Here is a 26,325-nt window from a genome sequence, read left to right on the forward strand (position 1 = left end):
CCTCTCAGCCGGTGGAGCCCAGTCGGCGCACTGCCTCAGCGAAGGCGTCCCCACGGGCTCCGTAGTTGGCGAACATGTCCCATGACGCACAACCCGGAGCGAGCAGCACGGTATCGCCCGCCTGCGCGAGCTTCGCCGCCTCCGCCACCACCTGCGCCATTGCCCCAGTGTCCGTTGACTCGACGACTATCACCGGGACATCGGGCGCGTGTCGGCCAAGTGCGTCCGCGATCACCTGCCGATCCTGCCCGATCAGTACGACACCGCGCAGGCGTGCTTTCGCCGCCTCCACCAGTTCGTCGAAGCTCGCGCCCTTCGCCTGTCCCCCGGCGATCCAGACGACATGCTCGTACGCCAGCAGGGAGGCCTGGGCCGCGTGCGGGTTCGTGGCCTTGGAGTCGTCGACGTACGTGACGCCCTCGACGTCGGCCACGTGGGCGATCCGGTGCTTGTCCAGTTCGAACGCCCGCAGGCCGTCGCGAACCGCCGTGGCCGAGACGCCGAACGCGCGCGCCAGCGCCGCGGCGGCGAGGGCGTTCGCGACGTTGTGGGGTGCCGGCGGTTTGACGTCCTTGAGAGCGGCCAGTTCGAGCGCGGAGGACGCACGCTGCTCGACGAAAGCCCGGTCGACGAGCAGGTCGTCCACCATGCCGACCATCGAGATCGCGGGCGTGCCCAGGGTGAAACCGACGGCCCGGCAGCCCTCGATCACGTCGGCGTCCAGCACGAGCTGTTCCGTTGCCGGGTCGGCCACGTTGTACACGCAGGCGATCTGGCAGTTCTCGTAGATCCGGCCCTTGTCCGCCGCGTAGGCCTCCATCGAGCCGTGCCAGTCGACGTGATCCGGCGCCAGGTTCAGTACGACGGCGGAGTGGGCCGACATCGACGACGTGTAGTGCAGCTGGTAGCTGGACAGCTCGACCGCGATCACGTCGTACGGCTCGGGGTCCATCACGGCTTCCAGCAGCGGCAGACCGACGTTGCCCGCGGCGACGGCCCGATGGCCCCCGGCGATCAGGATCGACGTCAGCATCTGCACGGTGGTGGTCTTGCCGTTCGTACCGGTCACGCACAACCACGGCGCGGCGTTGGCCGGATCGCGCAGGCGCCAGGCCAGCTCGATCTCGCTCCAGATCGGGATACCGCGCTCGGCCGCCTGAACCAGCAGGGGTGTGTTCGGCGACCACCCGGGCGAGGTGACGACGACATCGACCTCGTCCGGCAGGGTCGTCGTACTGCCCTCGCCGAGCTTGATCGTGGCGCCGAGTGTCTCCAGGATCTGGGCCTTTTCGCGCAACGCCTCGCTGTCGCGGTCGTCGAGTGCGATCACATGTTCGGCGCCAACCTGCAGCAGCGAGTCGACGCACGCGTACCCAGCCGTACCGAATCCGCCGACAACAAACCGGGTTGTCGCCCAGCCTGCGTCGGCCCTGGTCTCGAGGCTCATCCGCCCGCCACCCATTCCGCGTAGAACAATCCGAGTCCGGTCGCCACACAGAGGCCGGAGATGATCCAGAACCGGATCACGATCGTCACTTCGGCCCAGCCGAGCAGCTCGAAGTGGTGTTGCAGTGGCGCCATCCGGAACAAGCGTTTGCCCTTGGTCACCTTGAAGAAGCCGACCTGCAGGATCACCGACGCGGTGATGATGACGAACAGCCCGCCCAGCAGCAGAAGCAGCAGCTCGGTCCGGGTCATGATGCCCAGGCCGGCGAGCGCGCCACCCAGCGACAGCGAACCGGTGTCACCCATGAAGATCTTCGCCGGAGCGGCGTTCCACCACAGGAAGCCGAAACACGCGCCGGTCAACGCCGCCGCGACCACCGCAAGGTCTAGCGGATCTCGCACCTCGTAACACTTGGCGCCGGGTGCGACCACACAGCTCTGGTTGAACTGCCAGATGCCGACCAGCGTGTACGCGCCGAACACCATCATCGAGGCACCCGTCGCGAGACCGTCGAGGCCGTCGGTCAGGTTGACGGCGTTCGACATACCGGCGATCAGCAGCAGCACCCAGATCACCAGCAGGGCCGCGGGTAGATAGAGCCAGTTGATGTCACGGATGAACGAGATGAACGGCGCCGCGGGTCTCTGCCCGCGATCATCGGGAAACTGCAGCGCGAGCAGCGCGAACGTACCCGCGACCAGCGTCTGCCCGGCCAGTTTCGCCTTACTGCGAAGGCCGAGGCTGCGCTGGCGGAAGATCTTGATGAAGTCGTCCAGGAACCCGACCGCGCCGAGGCCCGCGAACAGGAACAACACCAGCAGGGCCGACGCCGACGGGGCCCGCATGGTGGCGAGCTTGGCCAGGAAGTAGCCGACCAGCGTGGCCACGATGATGACGGTGCCGCCCATGGTCGGCGTACCGCGCTTCATGTGGTGACTGGTCGGGCCGTCGTCGCGGATCAGCTGCCCGTAGCCGCGTTTCACCAGCAGCGCGATGGCCAGCCGGGTACCGAGCAGGGTGCAGATCAGCGCCACGCCACCCGCGACGAGGATCGCCCTCACGCCGTACCACCATCCTTGATCAGTTCTTCGGCGAGCCGCTCGAAGGCGAGGGCGTGGGAGGCCTTCACCAGCACCACGTCACCCGGTGCCAGTTCCGCCCGCAGGATCGCGAGGGCGGCGTCGATGTCCGGAGCGTAGACCGACTCATTGCCCCACGACCCTTCCAGGTTGGCGCCGAGGTGGATCGGCCGCGCCCCCTCGGTGACCGCGATCAGCCGGTTGATGTCCAGCCGGACCGCCAGTCTGCCGATACCGTCGTGCAGCTCGGTGGACGCCGCGCCGAGCGACAGCATCTCCCCCAGCACGGCCCAGGTCCGCGCTTTCCGGCTGCGGCCGATGGCAGCGAGCGCCTTCAGGGCCGCGCGGACGGACTCGGGGTTGGCGTTGTAAGCGTCGTTGATGACCGTGACGCCGTCCGGACGCTCGGTGACCTCCATACGCCACTTCGAACCGGCGGTAGCCGCGTTGAGCCCGTCAGCCACCTGCTGCGGCTCCAGCCCGGCCGCGTGGGCCGCCGCCGCTGCCGCGAGCGCGTTCGGCACGTAGTGCTCACCCATCTGCTGCAGCTGCACGGCGTACTGCCCGCCCGCCATGTGCAGCGTGAACCCTGCGCGGGCCTGGTCGTCCAGCACCACGTCGGTCGCCCGTACGTCGGCGCCTGCGCTTTCGCCGAAGGTGACCACCTTGGCCTTCGTACGGCTCGCCATCGCGGCCACGCGCGGATCGTCGGCGTTCAGGATCGCCGTACCGTCCTCGGTCAGCGCCTCGACCATCTCGCCCTTGCCGAGCGCGATGTTGTCCTGGCTGCCGAACTGGGCGATGTGCGAGGTACCGACGTTCAGCACGAGGCCGATCCGCGGCGGGGTGATGTTGGCCAGGTACGCGATATCGCCCACCTTGGCCGCACCCATCTCCGCCACCAGGAACCGGGTGTTCTCGTCGGCCTGCAACGCGGTGAGCGGATGCCCGAGCTCGTTGTTGAACGAGCCCTCCGGCGCGATCGTCGGCCCATAAGGCGTGAGCAGCTGGGCGATCATGTCCTTGGTACTGGTCTTGCCCTGCGAACCGGTGAGGCCGACCACCAGGCAGTTCGGCAACCGGCTCATCACGTACCGCGCGACGAGGCCGAGCGCGAGCTGCGGGTCCTCCACCACCAGGCACGGGCAGCCCTCGATCGGCCGCGACGTCAGCGAGACCGTGACACCGGCCTCGGTGGCCTTGGCGACAAACGAGTGACCGTCGACGTTCTCCCCGGGCAGCGCGACGAACAGGCCGCCGGGAGCCGCCTTGCGCGAATCGATCACCACCGGGCCGTCGATCACGGCTGACGGGTCGGCGCCGACCAGTTCACCCTTCACGAACGTGGCGATATCGCCACAGCTGACAGGGATCACCGGTTCGCCTCCAACAGCTCACGCACGGTCTGACGGTCATCGAACGGATGGATCACGCCGGCGATGTCCTGGCCGGTCTCATGGCCCTTGCCCAGTACGACGACGGTGTCGCCTGGTCCGGCCAGCTCGATCGCGGTGGCGATGGCCTCGTGCCGGTCACCGATCTCGCGCAGGTCGACGTCCGCGACGGCCTCGCGCGCTCCCGCGATGGCGGCCGCCCGGATCGCCGCCGGGTCCTCGCCGCGCGGGTTGTCGTCGGTCACGATCACCACGTCGCTCGCGCGAGCCGCGGCCGCACCCATCGCGGGACGCTTACCTGGATCGCGATCACCGCCACAGCCGACCACCGCGACGACCTTGCCCTTGGTGGCGGTCCGCGCGGCCTTCAGCGCGAGCTCCACCGCGTCCGGGGTGTGCGCGTAGTCGACCACCACGCTGACCCCGTCGGCCCGGCTGAACGTCTCCATCCGGCCCGGCACGGCCGCGGTCGCAAGGCCCCGCGCGATCGCGTCAGCCGGTACGTCGACCTGGCGCAACATCGCGACGGCCAGCAACGCATTCGCCACGTTGAACTCGCCGGGCAGGGCGATCTCCACCGTGAGACTCTCCCCCGGCCCGGTGCTCTCGCCTGCCTGGCCCTCGGCGGCCTGGCCCTCGGCGGCCTGGCCCTCGGCGGCCTGGCTCTTGGCGGGGTGGCTCTTGGCGGGGCCGGTGATGTCGAGCACGGTGGTGCCGTGTTCGGAGCGGTGGCGGTTGGCCACCTGCCAGTCGGCCTCGCGGCTCAGCGCGACGGTGACCAGCGGGACACCTCGTTCCACCGTGAGCGCGGCGAGACGCCGGCCGTACTCGTCGTCGATGTTGACGATCGCCACGTCACACCGCTCGGGCGTGAACAGCGAGGCCTTCGCGGCGAAGTACTCCTCGAAGGTCTTGTGAAAGTCCAGGTGGTCCTGCGTGAGATTGGTGAACCCGGCAACCGCGAACCGCGCGCCATCCACCCGGCCCATGGCCAGCGCGTGGCTCGACACCTCCATCGAGCACCACTCGACGTCCCGTTCCCGCAGCACCGCGAACAACGCCTGCAGATCCGTGGCCTCAGGCGTCGTACGCACACTCTTGACGACCTCATCGCCAACGCGCGTCTCGATCGTCCCCACCAGCGCGGCCGGTCCCTGCTCGCGCAGCACCGAATCCAGCAAGTAGCTCGTGGTGGTCTTGCCGTTGGTCCCGGTCACCCCCAGCAGCTTCAGCCCCGCGGTCGGTCGCCCGTAAACCGCCGCGGCGACGGCGCCGAGCACGTTGCGCGGGTTCTCCGTGACGAGCACTGGTACGCCCGCAGCAGCGGCACGGTCGTACCCAGCCTGGTCCGTCAGGATCGCGACCGCACCGGCGTCCTTGGCCTGGGTGGCGAACGCCGCGCCGTGGGTGATCGTGCCCGGAAGCGCGGCATAGAGATCACCGGGCTTCACCGAGCGCGAGTCCAGCGTCACCCCGGTAACCGCCACCCCACCGGCATCGGCGGGGACCGGCGCGTGGGCTATCGGAGCCAGCGTTTCGAGTGGCACCGGAACGACTGACCGAGGTCGCAAAGCGGCCACAGCGCCGCCCGCGGGGGTGGGAGAAGACACGGCCCCAGAGATTACCCTCTTTCCCACTGGCCTCTTCACTTCCGGGTCACCCCTTCGAGCATCTCCTGCGGTTCCTTACGTCTGCCTTGACGTTGAGTGGGGGTGCGTTGTTCGGGATTTGGGTTGGTTTGTTGGTTTGCTGGAACCCGTCCAGGTCAGGAGTCGCCTTGGCAGGGCTCGTTGCACCCATCCCCCTGCACGGGTCCCCTCGGCGGGCGATTTCGCTGCACCCGTCCCCCTGAGTGGTCGCGATTGTCAGGTGGACGGGTGGGGTCTGGCCGGTTGCGACCGGTGGTTCCGTGAAGGCCTGGCCGGATCCGGTCCGAGGCGCCGCGCCAACCGGCCGCGCGAGCCGCCCGTGGGAGTGGCTGGCCATCGCCAAGGTGGGTTACCACCTCGGAATCCCAGGTGGTAACCCACCATCCGAATGGCTGGCCACTCCCACGACACCGCCTCCCACCCAGAACGATCTGCAACGACCGCACAACGCGACCACTCGAGCGATCCAGCCGCCCGGTACCGGGTTTCAGCGCGACTACCCGGCTTCGGTGTCCCCGCTACCGAGTTTTTGCGCCGCTACCCGGTTGCAGCCAGGTAGCCGAGCAAAAACTCGGCAGCCGACTCGTCCGCACCACCCGCGAACCCCATTCGGACCACCAGCTGGGCCATCGAGACCGCCAGCCGGCCCTTTGGGACCACCAGCGAGACCTCAAGACCGCCAGCCGGCCGCAAACCCACCCGCCCACCTCTCACCCCCCAGCGGTTAACCACGCCAGCTCGGCGGCAAACCCCGACACACAGCGTGCCCCCACCCCGGAACGAAGCCGGCGAGGACTCGGCCCTCCACGGGACCAGCCGTCGCAACCGGCCAGACCCCACCCGTCCGGCCCGAACCGACCTGACAATTCGAAAGACCTCAGGGGGACGGGTGCCAACCGAAACCACTAGAGCGGACGCACCAACAACCATCCTCGGATTACCAACTAAGCGGCACCTTCGGCGAACCCACCCCAGTAGGCGGAACTCCGTACTTCTGCAACGCATAGCTAGTCACATCGCGAAATACCGGCCCACCCTGCGTACCGCCACTGCGTCCGTTGGTCGGGTTCTGCAGTACCACGTACGTCGCGAACCGGGGCTTATCCGCCGGCGCGAAGCCCGCGAAGGACGTGGCCCACTTGGTGTAGCCCTTTTGCGGCGCCTTCGGATCCACCTGCTGGGCGGTGCCGGTTTTACCCGCCACGCGATAGCCGGGAATGCGCGCCAGTTCCGCCGTACCGCCCTCGCCGGTGACGGCCTCCATCATGGTCGTCACCTGCCGGGCGGCGTCTTCGCTCACCACGCGGCGAGACGGTGGTGCCTCGGCCGGGGTGGCTATGCCGTTGGCGTCGATGTAGTCCTTGACCAGCTTCGGTGGTGCGTAGGTTCCACCGTTGGCGATGCTGTTCACCATCGCGGCCATCTGGACGGCGGACGCGGACAGACCTTGGCCGAAGGCAACGTTCGACCGCGACAGCTCGCTCCACTCGTCGCCAGGTGGCAGCAGGCCCTTGCTCTCGCCGGGGAAGCCGATACCGGTCGGCTCGCCGAAGCCGAACTTGTGCAGGTAGTCGACGAACTGCGCCTTCGGCATGGTCTGCGCGGCCATGATCGTGCCGACGTTGGAGGACTTGGCCATCACGCCGGCCATCGTCATCTTGAGGGTGCCATGCGGCCAGTGGTCCTTGATGCGCACGCCGTTGACCGGGTAGACGCCGGGCACGCTCAGCTTGGTGTCGAGCGAGATCAGGCCGGCGTCCGCGAGGGCCGCCAAGGTGGCGACCTTCTGCACGCTGCCGGGTTCGTAGACCTGCTCGAGCGCACGGTTGGTCCGGGCGGCGGCCGGGGTTTTACCCGGGTCCTGCGGGTCGTACGTCGGATAGTTGGCCATGGCAAGGATCTCGCCGGACTGCACGTCCATCGTGATCACCACGCCGGCCTCGGCCTGGTACTGCTTGACCGCCTGCTCGATCCGCTTCTCCGCGAACCACTGCAGGTCGCGGTCCAGCGTGAGCTTCGCGCTGACGCCGGGCTTGGGCTCGGCCACGGTGTGGTTGGCCAGCGGGATCCGGTTGCCGCGGCTGTCGACCTGGTAGATCGCCTTGCCGTCCTTACCGGACAACTCGTTGTTGAGGCCGTACTCCAGTCCAGCCATACCCTTGCCCTGGGCACCGACGAAGCCGATGACGTTCGCGGCGATGGTGCCGTTCGGGTTGGTTCGAACCGGGTCTTCGGCGGTGTAGACGCCAACGAGCTTCTTCTCGGAGAGTTCGGCCTTGATCTCCTTCCAGATCTTCGGCGTCACCTGGCGCGCGAGGTACTGGAACTTGCTGTTGCGCTTGGTCAGACCCGCCATCAGCTTGCTGTACGACGACTCGGGCAGCTTGCGGCGCAGGATCTCCGCGATCTCCTTGGCCTTCTTACGCGTCTGCGACGGGTCGGCCGTGATCGCGACGGCGTCCTCCGACACAGCCAGTGGTACGCCGTTGCGGTCGAGGATCGAGCCACGCGACGCGTGCAGGATGTACGACTTGGCGCTCTCGCGTGAGGCGGCAAGCTTGTACGAGTCGGGATCAACGCCCTGCAACATGATCAGGCGTCCCGCGAACAAGGACAGCACGAACGCCATCACGCCGAAGGTAACCCGCAAACGCACTGCGGGACGCCCGAGCCGCAACGTCATCGGCGGCTTCTTGGGACGCGGCTTGCGCGGCGGACGCGACGGACCCCGTCCACGAGTCGACGGAGGCCTCTTGCCAGTAGTAGGCCGCTTAGCCGCCGCCTTCTTCGCAGGAGCGGTTCCCCTCGCAGAAGCGGCCGTGGCCTTCGTGGCCGACGTCTTCTTGGCGGCAGCCTTCCGAGCCGCTGAAGCCGCGCCTGTCTTGGCAGACGAGTTCTGCGCCTTACGGATGGCCGCAGCGCGCTTGTCGGCTACAGCCTTCTTCTCAGCCGTAGGCCGCTTACCCGGCTCAGCCCGCTTCCGCGGCTTGGGAGTCTCCCCAGCCTTCGACCGACGTACGTCGTCCGCGGGCCGCTTGCGCGGCCTGGGGGCGTCACCGGAGTTAGAGGCCGAACGCTTGGCTCCGGTTCGGCCACCCTCCGTAGCGGCCGACCGACGCGACGAGCCCAGACGCGGCCCCGGCAAAGCGCCCTTGCGCGGAACACCGCGGGACGGGTCACCCCGGCCCTGCGGGTCGCGGGCGCTCCGCTTGCGTGGCGGCTCGTCCGAACCTCGTCGTTCGGTCATCCAGTCATCCCCCGTTGGAAGTTGTCGTCCTCGCTGCCTGGTTCTGCGTGTTCGGCTTGATGGGCTTGCGTGTCCCGGTCACCGGCGTGGAAGTGCTGGCCGTTGGCGGAGTGGGCTGAATGATCTGCTGGGTCGGCTGAACACCCGGGCGTTCGATCGGCTTGACCGGCGGCAACTGGACGAACATCTGTGTTCCGGTACCGGCCTTGCCCTCCGCGGGCACGCCGAGCACCTTTCCGTCGGACAGGCGCAGGAACACCGGGTTCGGGTTCGGCACCATGCCCATGCGCAGCGCGCGATCGGCCAGGTTCTGCGGAGACTCCAGCGTGCGCACCTGTCGTTCCAGGGCCTCCTGGTTGTCCCGCAGCTGGTCGGTCTGCTGCTGCAGGGCGGTGATCTGGAAGGTGCCACGCTGCAACTCGGTGTTCAGCAGCAGCAGACCGATCAGACCGCCGGCCAGCAACGCCACCACGAACATGACAAACGGCATCCGCGGCGGCCGGAACGGCGCCCCGTGCACCACCCGCAACCGTGGTGCGGTCTTCGTCTTGGGCGCAGGCTTACCGACGCCTGGCTGCAGGTTCGCGGCCCTGGCGCGGGCCTGGCTGAAGACTGTGCTCATCAGGCCACCAGTCCTCTCGTCCGGATCCGCTCGGCCGCCCGCACCCGCACGGAGGCGGAGCGTGGGTTGGCCTCGAGTTCTTCGTCAGTGGGCCGCTCGGCCCCGCGGGTGAGCAGCTTCAGGAACGGCTCATGTCCAGCGGGAATCACGGGCAGGTCATCGGGAACATCGCTTTTCGTGCCGATCGCCAGCGACTGCTTGGTGATGCGGTCTTCCAGCGAGTGGTAGCTCATCACCACGATCCGGCCGTGCAGCGCGAGCGCGTCGATCGCGGCCGGCAGCGCGCGGCGTAGTACCTCGAGCTCACCGTTCACCTCGATCCGCAACGCCTGGAACGTGCGCTTGGCCGGATGACCGCCGGTTCGCCGCGTCGCCGCGGGAATCGCCGATCGCACCAGTTCGGACAGACGCGCACTGGTGGTGAACGGTTCCTTCTCGCGCTCGGCGACGATCCGGTCCACGATCCGGCGGGCGAACTTCTCCTCGCCGTACTGGTAGAGGATGCGCGCCAGATCCGCGGGGCTGTACGTGTTGAGCACGTCCGCCGCGGTGATGCCGGTGGTGTCGTCCATCCGCATGTCGAGCGGGGCGTCCTGCGCATAGGCGAAACCACGCTCGGCCTCGTCCAGCTGCATCGACGACACACCCAGGTCGAACAGAATGCCGTCGATCGCGTCGATGCCGAGGTCGTCGAGCACCCGCGGCAGTTCGTCGTACACGGCGTGCACGAGCGTGACCCGGTCGCCGTACGGCGCGAGGCGCTCGCCGGCCAGGCGGAGCGCGTTGTGATCGCGGTCGAGCCCGATCAGGCGGGCCTCGGGGCACGCGTTCAGAAAGGCCTCGGAGTGGCCGCCGAGGCCAAGGGTGGCGTCGACGAGAACCGAACCGGGCGTGCTGAGCGCGGGGGCGAGCAGGGCGATGACCCGGTCCACCATGACGGGCACATGGCTGGGCTTGGGCTGGGCTGACATATCAGCCCACCCGTCCCGGCGTCCCGCACTCAGTGAACATCTCGACCCTTCCATAGCCGCGCTGGCGACCCTGCCCCCGCGGGTTGACACTGCTGGTGTTGCGGTGGAACGACTGCTGGTACCCCGGGCGGGGCCGCGAACCCTGGCGGACAGGGCGACCGGCCGGGCCGTCGTCCGGCCAGATCGCGGGTACGTCTTCCGGGGAAGTACCTCGTCCACTGGCACCGGGGAAGTGATGCCAGTGGGGCGGAGGTCGGAAGTCGGACCCGTGATCTCGCCGGACGAAGACGTCCGAACCGATCACGGCGTGACTCAGAAGATGCCGGGCAGGACCTCCTCGGACAGGTCGGCGAATGCCTGCTCCTGCTCCGCGGAGTACCGATTCCAGCTCTCCGTGTTCCAGATCTCCACCCTGTTCATCGCCCCGATGACGACGCATTCGCGATCCAGTCCCGCATAATCGCGAAGCATCGGCGGGATGGTGACCCGGCCTTGCTTGTCCGGCACCTCGTTGGAGGCCCCGGCGAACAACATCCGCAGATAGTCCCGAGCACCCTTGTTGGTGATCGGCGCCTGCTTCAGCTGCTCGGTCAGTTGAACGAATTCCGCTTCCGGCCAGACAGTGAGCGAACGCTCCTGTCCGCGGGTCAGCACGAGGCCTTCCGCGAGTTCGTCCCGGAACTTCGCCGGCAGAAACAGCCGCCCCTTGTCGTCGAGCTTGGGGAAGTGAGTTCCGAGGAACATCGCTCCACCTCCCCGTTGCGGTGACCCGACTCAGGTTGAGCTTTTTCCACCATTGCAGTACCACTGCGCTCCACCATACTCCACTTTGCCCCACCGTCAACCAACCTCACCCCGTTTCGCTCCACTGCGCACCGCGCGCCCCTCGGGGCGGCCGATCACGCGTACGGCGTGTCCCGCGCACGCCGTACGGCGCGTCCGTCTCACCGGTCGGCAGCAGAAGAGAACTGTGCGCGGCGGGCCTATAACGGTCGGTGCCGAACCGGGCCGACGGCCGGAATGACGGCCCCGGCTGGACGGCCTGGCTGCACCCCATGGCAGAACTGGCGGAAGTTATGCGGCGGGCTGGTGCGCGGCCCGTACGCTGGAGGGCACGGCCCGCACGCGCCCGGTCTGGGGGCGGACAAGCAGTTGGCCGAACTTCGCGGCCCGTTCCGGCGTCGGAGTAACGAATCGGTCCTTGCTCTCCCCGCGCCCCTGTCGGCGGGTGAGAATGAGGCGGCTGACAATCGATCCCAGGAGGACCCAGGGTGAGCACCACCGCAACGAGCTCGGCATCGGACTTCCAGGAGCTCACGGATGTGGCGAAGCGGGTCCGCGCCGCCATAGAAGAGGTCATCGAGGGCAAGCCCGATGTGGTCGAGACGGCGGTGACCGTGCTGCTGGCCGAGGGACATCTGCTGATCGAGGACGTTCCCGGCGTCGGTAAGACCATGCTGGCCAAGGCCCTGGCCCGGTCCATCGACTGTTCGGTGCGCCGGATCCAGTTCACTCCCGACCTGCTGCCGTCGGACATCACCGGTGTCTCGGTGTTCAACCAGGAGATCCGCGACTTCGAGTTCAAGCCCGGCGCCGTGTTCGCGAACATCGTCGTCGGTGACGAGATCAACCGCGCCTCGCCGAAGACCCAGGCGGCGCTGCTGGAATGTATGGAGGAGCGCCAGGTCACCGTCGACACCACGACGTACTACCTGGAGGCGCCGTTCATGGTCGTCGCCACCCAGAACCCGATCGAGATGGAGGGCACCTACCCGCTGCCCGAGGCCCAGCGCGACCGGTTCATGGCCCGCGTCTCGATGGGATATCCCGAGCCGGCCGCCGAGCTGGCCATGCTCGAGGGCCACGCCGCGCGGGAGCCACTCGACACCCTGCAGGCCGTGACCGACGGCCAGCAGATCGCCCGGCTTGTGCAGACCGTGCACTCGGTGCACGTCTCCGAGGCCGTCAAGGAGTACGCCGTTGCCCTGGTCGGGGCGACCCGTCGCTCGCAGGAACTCCGTCTGGGCGCCAGCCCGCGAGCCACCCTGCACCTGGTTCGCGCCGCCCGCGCGGCTGCCGCGCTCGACGCCCGCGAGTTCGTACTGCCGGATGATCTGCAGCAACTCGCCGTACCGGTGCTGGCTCACCGCGTGCTGCCGGCGGCCGAGGCCCACCTCGGTGGACGTGGCGCGGAGGACATCATCGCCGGCCTGGTCGCGTCCGTACCGCTGCCGCGCAACCGCCGGGACTGACGATGCGGCAAGCCCTACGCGGACTCACCACCCGGGGGCGCGCGTTTGTCGCCGCCGGTGGTACGGCGTCGTTGTGCGCCTTGTTATTAGGACAGAAGGACCTGCTGCGCGTCGGCATCCTGCTGATCGCCCTGCCGATTGTTGCCGCGCTGGTGATCGGCCGGACCCGGTTGCGCCTACAGGTTCGGCGTAGCCTCGCCCCCGACCAGGTTCCAGTCGGCACCCCGGCCACGGTGGAGCTGGCCCTGAGCAACGAAGGCCGGATGCCCGCCGGGTTGCTGCTGCTCGAGGACCGTATTCCATATGTACTGGGGCATCGCCCGCGCTTTGTGGTCGATCGCGTCAGCCCGAACTGGAAACGCAAAGTCACCTACACGGTCAAATCGGATGTGCGCGGCCTCTACCAGGTCGGCCCGCTGATGCTCACCGTGGCGGACCCGTTCGGTCTGGTCGAGACCAGCCGGACCTTCGCGCGCAGCCAGCACCTGCTGGTCACGCCCCGGGTGCACAAACTGCCCGCCGTACGGCTCGGAACCGATCGGGCCGGATCCGGTGAGAACCGCCCGCGCGCGATCGCGGCGGCCGGCGAGGAGGACGCGACCGTTCGCGAGTACCGCGACGGGGACGACCTGCGCCGGGTGCACTGGCGATCGACCGCCCGGCGCGGTTCGCTGATGGTGCGCCGCGAGGAACAGCCCTGGCAGTCCCGGTGCTCGATCTTTCTCGACGCCCGCACCACTTCGCACCACGGTCACGGCCCGTCGTCCAGCCTGGAATGGGCCGTCACCGCGGCCGCCTCGATCGGGCAGGACGTGATCCACCGCGGTTACGTCACCACCCTGCTCGGTGGCCCGACCACCATCGCCGCGATCACCCGGCGCAGCTCCACCGCCGTACATCAGCCCCTCACGCCGCAGGCGTTGCTGACCGAGTGCGCCACCGTCGACGAGCATCGGTACGCCGAACTCGCGCCGCTGCTGACGGTGGACCGGCAGGCCCAGGACCCGAGCCTCGTCGTGGCCATCCTCGGTATCTGCAGCTCCGAGGACATCACCTCGCTGAACCGCTGGCGGACCGGCCAGGCCACCGGCATCGCGCTGCTGATCGACGCCGCCAGCTGGACCGGTGAGCTGGACGGTACGGAGAAGGCGGCTCGGCTCCGGACCAGGACCGACGCCACCGAACAAGAACTGCGCCGCAGCGGCTGGCGGGTGGCCCGCATCCAGCGCGGCGATCACCTGCCGACGGTCTGGTCGGCGCTCGGACTGAGGAGCGGACGGATCGCATGACCGGACATCTCAGGATCTCCATCGCGGCGTGGGCCGCGACCATCCTCGGCTCGATCGTGCTCGTTCCGGTCTTCGCCGGGCCCTTTCTCTTCATCAGCGCGTTCATCTGCGCGATCGTCACCGGCACCGGCATTCTGCTGCAGACCTGGCGCGCCCCGAGGTTCGTCGTACCGGTCGTGCAGTTGCTGGTGCTGATCGAACTGATCTCGGTGTTCTTCCTCAGCTCGACGCTGAAGTTCGGCATCCTGCCGTGGAAGGACACGCTGATCGCCTACAACGAGCAGCTGGTGCGGGCGATGGACGCGATCAACCGCTTCAGCGCGCCGCTGCCGCCGGACAGCCATCTGACCGTGTTCGCCGCCTCGGTGATCGCCGGTACCGGCCTGCTGATCCACCTGATCGCCGTGCAGATGCGGCAGGCCGCCTGGGCAGGGCTGCTGCTCCTGATGATGTACACCGTGCCGGCCGCGACCGTGCACGGCGGACTGCCCGCCATCTTGTTCGTACCACCGGCCGTCGGTTACATCGTGCTGCTGTCGGCGGAGGGCCGTTCCCGGCTCAGCCGTTGGGGCCGGCGCATCTCCGGCGTGACCCAGCTCGACGGCGCTGAGCCGATCGAGGCCTCGGCGCTCGGTCATGCCGGCCGCCGGATCGGCCTGAGCGTGGTCGCCCTGGCCGCGCTGCTGCCCGCCCTCCTGCCGGCTCTGCCCGAGGGCGTGGTCGGTAACGGCCTGTCCGGTGGCAGCGGCAGCGGTGTGGGCGCCGCGATCACGCCGGGCGACACGATGCTCGACATGGGCAAGAACCTGCGCCGCGGCGACAACGTCGAGGCGATCACCTACACCGGCCCACCGACGTACCTGCGCCTCACCTCGCTCGACCTGTTCAACGGGCGCAGCTGGGAGATGTCGCCGCCACCGCCCGGGACCCGGATCGACGGCAAGCTCGGCCGGCCGCCCGGTCTGACCAAGGACCTGTCGTCGGTCCGGACCGTGCGCTACAAGATCGAGGTCAACCGGAACCTGCGTTCCGCCTTCGCCCCCGTGCCGTATCCGGTGCAGTCGATCGACCTCGGCAACAAGTGGCAGTACGACCCGACCATGCTGACGATCACCTCCGCGAACAACCGGACCGCCGCGGGCATGAAGTACAACCTCACGGCGTACGACGTGAATCCGTCCGAGACGGACCTGCGGGCAGCCCCGACGACGACTCAGCCGGACCAGTTCACCAGCGAGGTCCCGACACGCACGCCGCCCCGGATCCGGACGCTGGCCCAGGAAGTCACCAAAGAGGCGAAGGGCAACCGCTACGAGCAGGCGGCGCTGCTGCAGTCCTACTTCCGCGAGCGTGGTGGCTTCAGCTACAGCCTGAAAGCCGATGGCCGCAGCGGCATGGACGCGATCAGCAACTTCCTGTTCAGCAGCAAGGAAGGCTACTGCGAGCAGTTCTCGACCGCGATGGCGCTGATGGCCCGGACGCTGGGCATTCCGGCCCGGGTCGGCGTCGGCTTCCTGCCGGGTACGCCGATCAAGGGCGGCAAGCACCTGGTCAAGATGCACGACCTGCACGCGTGGCCCGAGCTGTACTTCGAAGGCAGCGGCTGGGTCCGCTTCGAGCCGACCCCGGCCCAGCGCATCGCGACACCGCCGCCCTGGTCGTTGTCGAACGACGACGCCACCATCGACGACCCGACGCCGACCCCGACGACCGCACCTACCACGGGTACGACGCCGACGACCGATCCCGACGACCCGCGCAACGAGAACCGGAACCTGCCCGACGACCGTGGCGTGGCCGCGACACCGACCACCAACTGGTGGAACAGCGGCGGCTCGACCATCGTGCTCACCACCATCGGCGTACTCCTGCTGCTGTGCGTGCCCTGGCTCATCCGGACCTTGACCCGGCGCCGCCGCTTCATGCGTCCGCCCGGCCGTCAGAGCGCGGAGGCCCTCTGGGCGGAGATGCGCGACACCAGCCGGGACATCGGGCTCGAGTGGTCCGACACGGCAACACCGCGACAACTCGGCGACTGGCTCCGCACGCAACTCCCGGAGACCAACCATCCGGCGGTGATCCGGCTCGCCCGCGGGGTGGAATCCGTTCGGTACGCCGGCCGCGAACCGAGCGAGCTCGACTTGCGCGAGGACGCCGAAGAGGTCCGCAAGGCTCTCTGGTCCACCGCCAAGTGGACACGTCGCTGGCGCGCCAGGCTGCTCCCGCCGTCGTGGCGCTGGTACCTCAACCGGGGCAGCGCCGAGGCCTCCGACCTCCTGGACGAGTTCGACCTAGCCCTGGCCCGCCTCCGCACCACCCTCCTCCCCCGCCGAGGCCGCCACACCACCCCCTAATCCACCCACTCCTCCCCCGGCCCGTCCCGCCTCCCAGCGAGACGGGCCGTTCCCCTTCCCCGCCCCCTTCCCTTCCCCCGGGCTCACGCCTCCTTAGCTCCACACGGTCGGACGCACTATGCGGCCAACCCGCATCTCGTTTACCGACGGTCGGACGCACTATGCGGCCAACCCACACCTCACTTACCGACGGTCGGACGCACTATGCGACCAACCCACACCTCACTTACCGACGGTCGGACGCAGTTTGCGGCGTCCGACCGTCGGTAAATGGGATCCGGCGCGTCGCCGGGTGGCCGAAGTGGCTACAGGCGGTACGGCGGCGCGGCGCGAGCCTTGCGGAGCGGGCCTTGCGGCGCGGACCAGCGAGCCTTGCGGCGCGGGCTGGGACAGCGGGCGCCCGCCGACGCGGCGAGGGCGGGGTATGGCACCGGACCACAAGGGCCACGATGCACAACTTTGCGCACGGTCGGACGCGGTTTGCGGCGTCCGACCGTCGGAAAACTGGGGCCGCCCGTCGGCATAGTGCGTCCGACCGTCGGAAAGTGGGGCCGCGCGCGCCGTGGGCATGGTGGGGCCGGTCGTCGGAAAGTGGGGCCGGTCGTCGGTGAATGGGGAGCCGGCCGTGGGCATGGTGCGCCGGCTGCCGGGGAATGGGGGCACCGCTTCCTCACCTGGGCGGAACGGTTCGCCCGCCGGCCGGTGGGGTGGGTGCAGAACAGCCACATCCCTGAGGTTAGGGATGTGGCTGTGGTGGGGCGCTGGTTAGAGGTCTTCGTCGCGGCGGCGGCGCCAGCGGTCTTCCATGCGCTCCATGAAGCTGCCGGACGAGTCGTGCTTGGTCCGGCCTCTCTTCGAGGGAGGTGGCATTGGCGGCGGAACATCGTCTGAGTCACCGGCATTGCTGATGCGTCGCATGCTGAGCGCGGCGATATACAAGCAGGCAACCATGACCACGAAGCCGATGGCTCCAATGATCGTGTTGGGCAAGATGGCGCCGGTCATCAAAACCACGATGCCCAGCACAAATCCCGCGCCGGCGAGCACGGCTCGACGCTTGTAGTACAAGCGCACGTTGGTCCCCCGCATGGCGGAGACAAACTTCGGGTCTTCCGCTGCGAGAGCCCGTTCGAGCTGCTCGAACTGGCGCTGCTCTTCTTCCGAGAGGGGCACCGTCGATCCCTCCATGATGAGCGCGATCTCGATAGGCCAAGTCCAGTCTAGGCCGCCGGTGACGTCCACGAAACCCTGACGCCCTTCCCGCGCGTCACGGTCCGGCAACTCCCCCGGTCAACCGACGAGATCATGACACGCCGAGGGTCCGCGCGTCAGCTGTCTGAAGCGAGTGTTTGCCACCCAGACCGGTTTTACCTGCTGTCAGCGCTCGATCCGGCACACTTTCCGCGCCCGATCGGGCACACATGGTGGCCGGGATTAGCCGGAGGTCTTGCGCGCCCGTTTGCCGATACCGCACCCTGATCGCGGGGAAATCGGCGCCGCGCGCGAAATTTCAGGGGGATGCGGCGCCTGAACGAGGGGGAACACTTATGACGCACAGACCTGCCCATGCCCGGATTCGGCTAGCGGCGGCGGTCTTGCCGATCGCTCTGCTGGCATCCGCACTCAGCACCGGGGCCGCGAGCGCCGCTCCGGACTCGGCTCGAACGGACGCACCCGCCACACGTCCGTTCGGACCGTCGGCCCCACCGCACGCCGAAAACGGTCTACCCGACATCGACCGGCGTACGGCTGGAAAAGTGGCGCCGATCACATCCGGGCAGGTCCGTGCCGCCGCCGCGCTGGGCGAGCAGATCGAGGTCGGCTGGTCCGAGTTCGGCACGCCGCGCTCGCTGCGCTCCCGAACCGGGGCGCTGACCGGACCGAGCAAGGCCGCGCCGGACACCATTGCCCGCAACTTCCTGGCCAAGCACGCGGACCTGTTCAAACAGGATGCCGCCGGGCTGGCCGGATTCCGGCTGACCATGCAGGACCGGGACCGCAGTGGCGCGACCTTCCTGCGCTACAAGCAGACCCAGGACGGTCGTGACGTGTACGGCTCGTCGCTGCTGGTCGCGCTCGACCGGGACGAGCGCATCATTCTCGTCGGCGGAACGGTTGCCCCGAGCACCGATGCGCCCGCCGCGAAGCTCACCGCCGAGGCCGCCGTGGCGAAGGCGGTCGCGGATGTGAGCCCGCGCGCCACGAAGGCCGCGCCGCGCCGGCTGGGCACGACTCGGGGTACGGCGGCGTTCGCGAACACCTTCGCCGTACCGGATATGCAGGACGCCGACCCGGTGCGCGCCGAACTGGTCACCGTACCGACCGCCGATGGCAGCCGTACGGCGTGGCGCGTGGTGACCGAGGTCGCCAGCAACGCCGAGTACGTGTCGCTGGTGGACGCGAGCACCGGCGAGGTCATCTTCCGCAAGAACCAGTGGTCCAACGAAGGCCCGCACGGTCTTGTGCACACCGGCGACGACCCGGAGGCTGGTGGCCAGGTGGCGGACGTGCCGTTCACCGGGGTGGACGGTTCGTGGGTCGCGGGTGAGACCACCGCGGGCAACAACACGAACACCTTCCAGGACCTGTTCGACGACGAGACCCCGGACGCGGCGGATCAGCCCGATACCGACCCGGCGCCGAATCAGCACTTCGACTACGCCTGGACCGACACGTGGGGCCTCAACGGCGTACTGCCGACGACCGGGGCCAACCGGGACGCGGTGGTGACGCAGCTCTTTTATTACACGAACTGGTTCCACGACTACGCGTACAACCTGGGCTTCACCGAAACCGCGCGGAACTTCCAGGAGGACAACTTCGGCCGGGGTGGTACCGGCAGCGACGGTGTCTCGGCGGAGGCCGACGACAGCTACGGCGACGGCACCAGCAAGCTGTGCACCAACAGCGCCAACGAGCCGGTGATCTGCCGGAACAACGCGAACTTCAACGCGAACGGCCCGGACGGCACCAACCCGCGGATGCAGATGTACGTCGGTGAGGACAACGGCCGCCGCACTCAGCGGGCGATGAACCGCGACACGGTCATTCACGAGTACACCCACGGCATCACCGGCCGGATCATCAGCGACGGCAACCTGGCCGGCAGCGACGTACAGTCTGGCGCGCTGGGCGAGGGCTGGAGTGACGCGTTCGCCACCTCGATCAACAACGACCCGGTCTACGGCGAGTACAACAACGGCAACTACAGCACCGGCATCCGCAACGTGGCCTACGACTCCGACAACCTGGAGTACGGCGATCTGTGCGACGACGGTTGCCAGGTACACAACGACGGCCGCATCTGGGCGATGGCGATGTGGGAACAGCGGGCCGCGCTGATCGGCAAGTACGGCGCCGTGACCGGCAAGGCCATGCACGAGACGCTGATGATGCTCGGCCTCAAGAACACGGTCGACACGCCGAGTTTCCATGACGCGCGGACCGGCTACCTGCTGGCCGACCAGGTCAACCCGGGCGCGGACAACCAGTGCCTGATCTGGCGGGTTTTCGCCGACAACGAGCTCGGGGTCACCGCCGGACCCGACGCGGACGACGACTCGACGCCGACGGTCAGCACCGCGACCCCGGCGGCGTGCCGCCCGACACCTGTGATCACTGGACCGGCGACCGTCGCCGAGGGCAGCGCCATCCAGTTCAGCGGCACGAGCAGCACCGTCGGCGGCGACGCCGGCGACACGCTGAAGTACGCCTGGGACCTCGACAACGACGGCCAGTTCGACGACTCGGTGAGCGCGACCCCGTCCTGGACCTTCGGCGACAACGGCGCTCGTACCGTTCGCCTGTGGGTGTCGAACACGGCGGGGTACTCGAATGTCACCACCCACGCGGTCACGGTCACGAACGTCGCTCCGACGGTCACGATCGATCCGAACCAGCTCGCCACCGCCGTCGAGAACAACTCGCTGACGGTCAAGGCGACCTTCACCGACCCGGGCTGGCTCGACACCTTCGCGTCGACGCTGACCCCGGGTACGCCGTACCTGCCGGGCGTCGCGGGCACTGTGGCGACCAACCCGCTCGCTCCCCCGGCTCCGGTCACCGGCCAGACGCAGGCCTCGATCACCTATGGGGACAACGGCACCTACAAGCTGTCGGTAAGCGTCAGCGACGACGACGGCGACACCGGCTCGGACCTGCTCCAGGTGACCGTGTCGAACAAGAACCCGCTGGCGACGATCGACGACAGCAATGCGGTGATGATCAACGGCGTGCCGACGGTCTTCGCCGACGCCGGTCAACTGGTTCAGCTGTCGGCGGGAATCACCGATCCCGGCAGCGACGACCTCAGCAGCCAGTGGAACTGGGGCGACGGCAATCTCTCGCCGCTGGTGAAGAGCCGGGTCAACGCGCCCGCCGACGACCCGGTGAACAGCCCGACCGTGCAGCCGCGCGACATCATCGGCACCTCGGCCTACGCGTGGGAGAAGTCCTGCATGTATGACGTGGGCTTCAACGTGGTGGACGACGATGGTGGCGTCTCGGCCGACTCGACGAAGGTGCTGATCACGGGGACGCCGAAGAAGAGCCAGGGCAAGGGCTACTGGCTACACCAGTTCGAGGGGATTCTGCTGCCCAAGGACTTCACCAACGCGGAACTCGACTGCTACCTGAAGGTGACGGGCTACCTGAGCAAGGTCTTCAACGAGACCCGGGACGCGTCCACCCGAGCCAAGGCCGGTGACGTACTTACGCCGGGTCTACTCACCTCAACCCCGAAGAAGCGGCTCGACGCTCAGCTGATGACGGGCTGGCTCAACTTCGCCAACGGCGGCGTCGAGTACAACGAGCCCGTGGTCGACAGCGACAACGACGGCCAGGTGGATCAGGGCTTCGCCACCGTGATCGCGAACGCCGAGACCGTGCGCAACAACCCGGCGGCGACCGGTGCCCAGCTCGACAAGCAGGCGCGGATCCTGTCGTGCGTCAACGAGCGCGACTACCTGCTGCCGCCGCTGCTCTGCTCGCTCCTGATGTGACAGGCCGGTCGCCACGTCGCGAGGTGTGGCGGGTGGAGAGTCTGTTCAAGAGATGAGCAGCGTGACGGTGTAGTTGCGACAAGACGGGCTCGTCGGTCCACAGACCGATGGGCCCGTCTGCGGGTCGCGGGACAACTGCTTACCCGTGGTGGTCAACGTGGTCCGGCCGGAGCCGGTAGGCCGGATCTCCCACTCCTTCACGCCCATCGGTGCATCGGACAGCACCCGCTGTACGTCGAGCCGCGCGCCCTTCGGCTCCGTCCAGACGAAATCGTCGGGCAATACCAATCGGATGCGGGTCGATCGCCGTATGACCAAGGCCCGTCCGTTGTCCCGCAACGTAAGGGCGATCCGCTCCCCCGGTCCGGGCAACGACTGAGTTGGGTCGGGTGAAACCGTGGCCGTCGGCTGTGGCGTACCGCTCGCGCCAGGAGAACCGGCCGTCGGCGTACCCGGTGGTCCCGGCGTCGGCGTGATTTCGCCCGGGTCCGCGCTAGGACCGCCCGAAGGCGAATCGCCACCACAAGCCGTGACAGCAAACGCCATCGAAACCACCGTGACGGCCGTCCACCAACCCTTACGCCCAAACCCCATGCCTCAAGGTACCGCCCCGTCGAACCCACAAGCCGCCACCAGAGGCGAATGAAAGCGGGGTCAGGGGCGAAGGCGTGCGGTTGCGGGTCAGCGGGTGGCGAGGATGTGGAGTTGGGGGGCGATCGCGCGGAAGACCGGGTGCTGGCTGGCGGCGCGCTCTAGTTCGGCAAGGGCCTCGGTGGCGCCGGGCTCGCTGTCGACGAAGGCGGCGGGCACGAGATCAGCGAACGTACGCACCCCGTGGATCGTGTGGACGAACAGCCCGGCGTCATCGAGCAGCGCGCACACGCCGGCCTCGTCGAAGCGGCGCGGCATCGGGTCGTTCGGACCCCAACGGCCGTCCGGGTCGTACAGCGCGGCATGCGCCTCGGTCAGATGTCCGGCCAGCGCGCGGGCCAGCACCACCGCGTTGCGCTGGGAAACGAGCAGGCTGAGCACACCGCCGGGACGCAGCACCGAGGCCATCGCCTGCAGAGCCTGCGCGGGATCGTCGACCACCTCGAGCACGCCGTGACACAGCAACGCGTCGGCTTTGCCTTCACCGGTGAGGGCGGCCAGCTCGGTGGCGTCACCCTGCACGCCGCGAACGAGATCACTCACACCCTCATCAGCGGCCCGTCGCTCCAGCGAGGCCAGCGCGTCCGGGCTGGGGTCAACCACGGTGACCCGGTGACCTTCGGCCGCGAGCGGCACGGCGAAACCACCCGTACCACCGCCAAGGTCGACGATGTCCAAGCCAGCGGTCGGATCGGTCCGTCCGCTGCCGGCCAGCGCGACCCGAAGGGCCTCAGCGACCAGCACCGTACGCACCGAGCGGCGACGTCGGTCCACCATCCTGCTGCCTCCTCGGCTCCGGCGAGTTCTCCGGCTGACGCGTCCGCCAGGCGACTGCCGCCTGGCTGCACTGCGGGAAACACCCTACTTGCCGCCACCGTGAACGCTCTCAACTCACCCCGAGCACACGTCCGAGCCCGCGAACAAACCGCCACCTGACCGCGTGCGCACCAGCCGTGGACGAACCGCCGCCTGACCGCGGGCGTTCGTCTGCCTCGTGAACGATCTGCCCAGACCGCTGCGCCCGACCGGGCCGTGGGCGGGCGCAGCGGCGACGGGTGGATCAGCTCGCGCGCATCCAGGACTGGGCCAGCACCGACTGGGCCTCGGCCGCGTCCGGCAGGACCGGCTGATAGGTCAGGCCGAGGCTGGACTCGACCAGCTCGTAGAAGTTCTCCACCTCGTGGACCAGGTCGTCGGCCTCGCGCTGGCTGACCGCGCGCTCCAGGCCTGCCTCGGCGGCGGCCCGCTTGGACGCACCGGCGGCGAAGAAGGTCGCCCACTCCCCCAGCTCGGGGGCGACATCCGCCAGTAGCACCCAGGCGTTGCGCTGGACCCGGCGCCGGGGTCCGGCCTTTACCGGACGGGCGCGCACGGCCAGCACGGCGGCCGCGACGCGCAGCGCCGCGACGTGGGCGCTGGAGTAGCGGATCAACTGGTCGTCGGTCTCGCGGGCCTCGGTCAGGGCCGTCCGCGCCCGGGCCAGCTCACGGCTGGCCGCGCCGGCCGCGGCCGGTGCTACCGGTGAAACAGTCATCGCTCCGTCACCCTCTCCAGTTGCCACCGCTGTGACTGCGGGTCATGTGCCAGGTCGAAACGCTCGCGCCGGCCCTGCCGGCCACAGCCCGCCTCCACCCGATACACCGAGCGGCGTGGGCCCCAGTCGTCATCCAGCAGGCCAACCGCGGCCGAGCCCTCGGTAGCGAGCGCCGCCGCGGGCGGACCGCTGACCGGCGAACCACCGATCACGCCCCGCTCCCACCACGCCGCGGTCTCCACCCAGTGGGCTTCCACCGCACACACTCTCCACAACCGCCCACGCCACAGGAATTGTTCCGGCGCGTCAGCACCGTCCACCACGCCGAGCCGGACCTCGACGGCTTCATCCAGCTGCCACATGTTCATCGCCTCCTGTGCGCGAGCGTCGTTCGAAAGGCGGTGGGCCCGATGACCTCGGCCGGCCGGGTGGGGGTCGAGGTCCACCACGGCGGCCGGGCCACCGGGACCACCTGTTCCCGATGCGGCCGCAACTCCGCACCGGGATCGATCAGACGTCGCGACCGGCTCCGGGGCGGAACCGGTCGAACATCTGTTCGAACACTGGAAGCCTAACCCTGCCCGCCGACAATCGTCAACGGGCCGTAAGCGCCGGGCACGCCGCCATGACCAGCGGATGGGCGAGACTGAACGGGCAGGCCGAACCGACCCGAGGAGACCGATGTCAGCCCCCAGCCGCCGAACCGTGATCAGCATCGCCGCGGGCGCGCTCGCCGTCGCCGCGGTCATCGGGCTCGCGCTCTTCCAGCCGTGGCGGTTGGTCACCGACAAGGTCGTGGACGAGGCGCTCCCGGGCACCGCTCCGATCTCCATGAATCCATCGTCGAGTACGCCACCGACAATTTCCGTGCGACCGGATGCCACCCCCACCCGGCCGGACCAGACGGCGTCCAAGTCGACCCCGACGCCACCCCGCGTGACGGACCCCACCGAGGCGCCGGCTAGTACCCCGGTAACGCTCGCCAAGGGCAGCTTCATCACCCATGAGCACGACACCTCGGGCACGGCCCGGATCGTCCAGCTCGCCGACGGCTCGCGCGTGCTCCGTCTGGAAGGCCTCGACACCTCCGACGGCCCCGACCTCAAGGTCTGGCTGTCGGACGCCGCCGTACGGGAAGGCAAAGCGGGCTGGCACGTCTTCGACGACGGCCGGTACGAGAACCTGGGTCGCCTGAAAGGCAACAAGGGCAACCAGAACTACGCCATCCCGGCCGGCGTCGACCTCAAGAACTTCACCAGCGTCTCGATCTGGTGCGACCGCTTCAATGTCTCCTTCGGCGCCGCCAAACTGGTCCCAGCCTGACCCTCAACGCGGTCCCAGCCTGCCCCCCCCGAAACGGCGCCGCCACGCTGGTCCTGAACCGCCCGGCGGCGTCACCGAACTAGGAACCGGCGCGACCAAGCCACTCGTCGTACCGCGCCTCGCCGAGGATCGGCTCGCCGCCAGGTACCAGCGCGGCCTCGGAAGGTGAGACCCCGAAGTAGACGGCATTGGCGTCCGTAACCACCTCGCGATCGTCGTTGCGGGCGGCAAGCGCGTGCCGGAAGAAGTCGTCCATCCGGTACCGCTCCGGCCCGGCGACCTCGAGCTTGCCGTTCAGAGGCGAACCGACGGCGGTCCGCCCGACGGCCTGTGCCACGTCGTCGCCGGCGATGGGCTGGAAGAACACGTGGGCCAGCCGGACGGTGCCGTCCTGGGTGGCGGCGTCCGCGATGCTCGGCACGAACTCGAAGAACTGGGTCGCGCGCACGATCGAGTACGGGATCGACGAGCCTTCGATCAGCTTCTCCTGCGCGAGCTTGGCGCGGAAGTACCCGCTCTCGAGCAGCAGTTCGGTACCGACCACCGACAGCGCCACGTGGTGGCCGACGCCCGCTGCCGCCTCGGCCGCGAGCAGGTTGCGGGTGGAGGTCTCGAAGAACTCCAGCACCGCCGCGTCCTCCCACACAGGCGAGTTCGACACGTCGATCACCACGTCGGCGCCGGCCAGTGCCTCGGTGAGCCCTTCGCCGGTGATGGTGTTCACCCCGGTGTTCGGCGCGGCGGGCACCGCCTCGTGCCCGTGCTCGCCGAGCTTCGCCACGATCTTCGAACCGATCAGGCCCGTACCGCCGATGACTACAACCTTCATGACACACCTTCCTGTCCGCCGGGGCATCGCTTTGCCGTCCGGTCACCAGCTAGGACCGAACAGCCCACCGACCTGTGACAACCCCCGGGACCACACGCACGGCAACCGCCGGACCCAGGCCGGGCAGCAGGCTCAACTGACAAAACACCGGGAAACAAAGCCGGGGTGCTGGCTACGATCGGGCCAAGTCCCATCGAGTGGTCCGGAGTAGACGTGCACGAGCATCCCAACATCCAGCGGGTCGCCGCCGACCTGTCCGCCGCGGGCGTGACCGGCCAGATCCGGGTTCTCGACGAGGCCGCGCCGACCGCTCAGGCGGCCGCCGATCAGCTCGGCTGCGAGGTCGGAGCGATCGCGAACAGCCTGATCTTCGACGCCGACGGATCGCCGGTGCTGATCCTGACCTCCGGCGCGCACCGGGTCGACACCGCCAAGGTCGCGGCGGAGCTGGGCGTCGCGAAGCTGAAGCGGGCCACGCCCGAGTTCGTCCGGACTCACACGGGCCAGCCGATCGGTGGCGTCGCGCCCGTGGGCCACCCCGAACGCGTGCGCACATTGGTGGACACCACGCTGGCGAACTACCCGGAGGTCTGGGCCGCCGGCGGCATCCCGCACGCCATCTTCCCCACCACGTACGACGAACTGCTCGCCATGACCGGCGGCACCCCAGCCACCGTCAACTGA

At 68.7% G+C, this 26,325-nt stretch carries 21 protein-coding genes; 6 read left to right on the forward strand and 15 right to left on the reverse strand.

Annotation, left to right across the window (positions count from 1 at the left end; all coding sequences use genetic code 11):
* Positions 1-4 precede the first annotated feature (4 nt).
* The 9 genes from murD to mraZ all read right to left on the reverse strand — a co-directional run bounded on the left by murD (position 5) and on the right by mraZ (position 11,153).
* Positions 5-1,447: a UDP-N-acetylmuramoyl-L-alanine--D-glutamate ligase gene (murD, locus tag ACFFGN_RS09595; protein WP_380045502.1), complete on the reverse strand. Its 1,443-nt coding sequence runs from the start codon at positions 1,445-1,447 to the stop codon at positions 5-7.
* Entirely contained in the window at positions 1,444-2,508 is a 1,065-nt protein-coding gene (gene mraY / locus ACFFGN_RS09600) for a phospho-N-acetylmuramoyl-pentapeptide-transferase (protein WP_380045505.1), read from the reverse strand. Before mraY ends, murD begins: the two co-directional genes overlap by 4 nt.
* On the reverse strand, positions 2,505-3,902 hold the full coding sequence (locus ACFFGN_RS09605) for a UDP-N-acetylmuramoyl-tripeptide--D-alanyl-D-alanine ligase (RefSeq protein WP_380045507.1): 1,398 nt from the start codon (positions 3,900-3,902) through the stop codon (positions 2,505-2,507). Before ACFFGN_RS09605 ends, mraY begins: the two co-directional genes overlap by 4 nt.
* On the reverse strand, positions 3,899-5,530 hold the full coding sequence (locus ACFFGN_RS09610; protein WP_380045510.1) for a UDP-N-acetylmuramoyl-L-alanyl-D-glutamate--2,6-diaminopimelate ligase: 1,632 nt from the start codon (positions 5,528-5,530) through the stop codon (positions 3,899-3,901). The genes ACFFGN_RS09605 and ACFFGN_RS09610 overlap by 4 nt, the downstream gene beginning before the upstream one ends.
* Before the next feature lie 576 nt (positions 5,531-6,106).
* A complete protein-coding gene (locus tag ACFFGN_RS09615) occupies positions 6,107-6,268 on the reverse strand; it encodes a hypothetical protein (protein ID WP_380045513.1) in 162 nt (53 codons plus the stop codon).
* A 238-nt stretch (positions 6,269-6,506) separates the two neighbouring features.
* Complete coding sequence (locus ACFFGN_RS09620) at positions 6,507-8,252, reverse strand: peptidoglycan D,D-transpeptidase FtsI family protein (RefSeq protein WP_380045516.1); 1,746 nt, start codon at positions 8,250-8,252, stop codon at positions 6,507-6,509.
* A 568-nt stretch (positions 8,253-8,820) separates the two neighbouring features.
* Entirely contained in the window at positions 8,821-9,438 is a 618-nt protein-coding gene (gene ftsL / locus ACFFGN_RS09625; RefSeq protein ID WP_380045519.1) for a cell division protein FtsL, read from the reverse strand.
* A complete protein-coding gene (gene rsmH / locus ACFFGN_RS09630) occupies positions 9,438-10,409 on the reverse strand; it encodes a 16S rRNA (cytosine(1402)-N(4))-methyltransferase RsmH (protein WP_380045522.1) in 972 nt (323 codons plus the stop codon). Before rsmH ends, ftsL begins: the two co-directional genes overlap by 1 nt.
* A 312-nt stretch (positions 10,410-10,721) precedes the next feature.
* A complete protein-coding gene (mraZ, locus tag ACFFGN_RS09635) occupies positions 10,722-11,153 on the reverse strand; it encodes a division/cell wall cluster transcriptional repressor MraZ (protein ID WP_328995038.1) in 432 nt (143 codons plus the stop codon).
* Positions 11,154-11,680: 527 nt separating this feature from the next.
* Between mraZ and ACFFGN_RS09640 the strand changes: the two genes are divergently transcribed.
* From ACFFGN_RS09640 to ACFFGN_RS09650, 3 genes are read left to right on the forward strand one after another with little or no spacing between them, the layout of a single operon-like run.
* On the forward strand, positions 11,681-12,661 hold the full coding sequence (locus ACFFGN_RS09640; RefSeq protein WP_380045526.1) for an AAA family ATPase: 981 nt from the start codon (positions 11,681-11,683) through the stop codon (positions 12,659-12,661).
* A gap of 2 nt (positions 12,662-12,663) precedes the next feature.
* A complete protein-coding gene (locus tag ACFFGN_RS09645; protein WP_380045529.1) occupies positions 12,664-13,950 on the forward strand; it encodes a DUF58 domain-containing protein in 1,287 nt (428 codons plus the stop codon).
* Positions 13,947-16,304, forward strand: coding sequence for a transglutaminase TgpA family protein (locus ACFFGN_RS09650; RefSeq protein ID WP_380045532.1), 2,358 nt, complete (start codon positions 13,947-13,949; stop codon positions 16,302-16,304). The genes ACFFGN_RS09645 and ACFFGN_RS09650 overlap by 4 nt, the downstream gene beginning before the upstream one ends.
* Positions 16,305-17,069: 765 nt before the next feature.
* Here the strand turns inward: ACFFGN_RS09650 and ACFFGN_RS09655 are convergent.
* Positions 17,070-17,546 carry an SCO2097 family morphological protein gene (locus tag ACFFGN_RS09655; RefSeq protein WP_380045535.1) on the reverse strand — a complete coding sequence of 159 codons (477 nt, stop codon included), beginning with the start codon at positions 17,544-17,546 and terminating at the stop codon, positions 17,070-17,072.
* 515 nt (positions 17,547-18,061) lie between these two features.
* Between ACFFGN_RS09655 and ACFFGN_RS09660 the strand changes: the two genes are divergently transcribed.
* Entirely contained in the window at positions 18,062-21,304 is a 3,243-nt protein-coding gene (locus tag ACFFGN_RS09660) for a M36 family metallopeptidase (protein WP_380045539.1), read from the forward strand.
* Positions 21,305-21,349: 45 nt separating this feature from the next.
* Here the strand turns inward: ACFFGN_RS09660 and ACFFGN_RS09665 are convergent, their stop codons facing one another.
* The 4 genes from ACFFGN_RS09665 to ACFFGN_RS09680 form a co-directional block, all read right to left on the reverse strand.
* Positions 21,350-21,850, reverse strand: a complete 501-nt coding sequence (locus ACFFGN_RS09665; RefSeq protein ID WP_380045542.1) for a hypothetical protein — start codon at positions 21,848-21,850, stop codon at positions 21,350-21,352.
* A 135-nt stretch (positions 21,851-21,985) separates the two neighbouring features.
* The gene (locus ACFFGN_RS09670) at positions 21,986-22,732 is read right to left on the reverse strand and encodes a methyltransferase domain-containing protein (RefSeq protein WP_380045545.1); all 747 of its coding nucleotides are present in this window, start codon (positions 22,730-22,732) and stop codon (positions 21,986-21,988) included.
* Positions 22,733-23,015: 283 nt separating this feature from the next.
* Positions 23,016-23,489, reverse strand: coding sequence for an SAV_6107 family HEPN domain-containing protein (locus ACFFGN_RS09675; protein ID WP_380045548.1), 474 nt, complete (start codon positions 23,487-23,489; stop codon positions 23,016-23,018).
* Complete coding sequence (locus tag ACFFGN_RS09680; RefSeq protein WP_380045551.1) at positions 23,486-23,851, reverse strand: DUF6504 family protein; 366 nt, start codon at positions 23,849-23,851, stop codon at positions 23,486-23,488. The genes ACFFGN_RS09675 and ACFFGN_RS09680 overlap by 4 nt, the downstream gene beginning before the upstream one ends.
* A gap of 319 nt (positions 23,852-24,170) precedes the next feature.
* On the opposite strand from ACFFGN_RS09680, the gene ACFFGN_RS09685 reads away from it, so the two are divergent.
* Positions 24,171-24,812 (forward strand): DM13 domain-containing protein, encoded by a 642-nt coding sequence (locus ACFFGN_RS09685; protein ID WP_380045554.1) that lies wholly within the window; start codon positions 24,171-24,173, stop codon positions 24,810-24,812.
* 79 nt (positions 24,813-24,891) lie between these two features.
* On the opposite strand, the gene ACFFGN_RS09690 is transcribed toward ACFFGN_RS09685, so the two are convergent.
* Positions 24,892-25,641, reverse strand: a complete 750-nt coding sequence (locus tag ACFFGN_RS09690) for an SDR family oxidoreductase (protein WP_380045557.1) — start codon at positions 25,639-25,641, stop codon at positions 24,892-24,894.
* Between the two features lie 213 nt (positions 25,642-25,854).
* Here ACFFGN_RS09690 and ACFFGN_RS09695 point away from each other — a divergent pair, with 213 nt between their 5' ends.
* Positions 25,855-26,325: a YbaK/EbsC family protein gene (locus tag ACFFGN_RS09695; RefSeq protein ID WP_380045560.1), complete on the forward strand. Its 471-nt coding sequence runs from the start codon at positions 25,855-25,857 to the stop codon at positions 26,323-26,325.

The sequence above is a fragment of the Kribbella deserti genome, assembly GCF_042434725.1.
GTDB classification, from domain to species: Bacteria; Actinomycetota; Actinomycetes; order Propionibacteriales; family Kribbellaceae; genus Kribbella; species Kribbella deserti.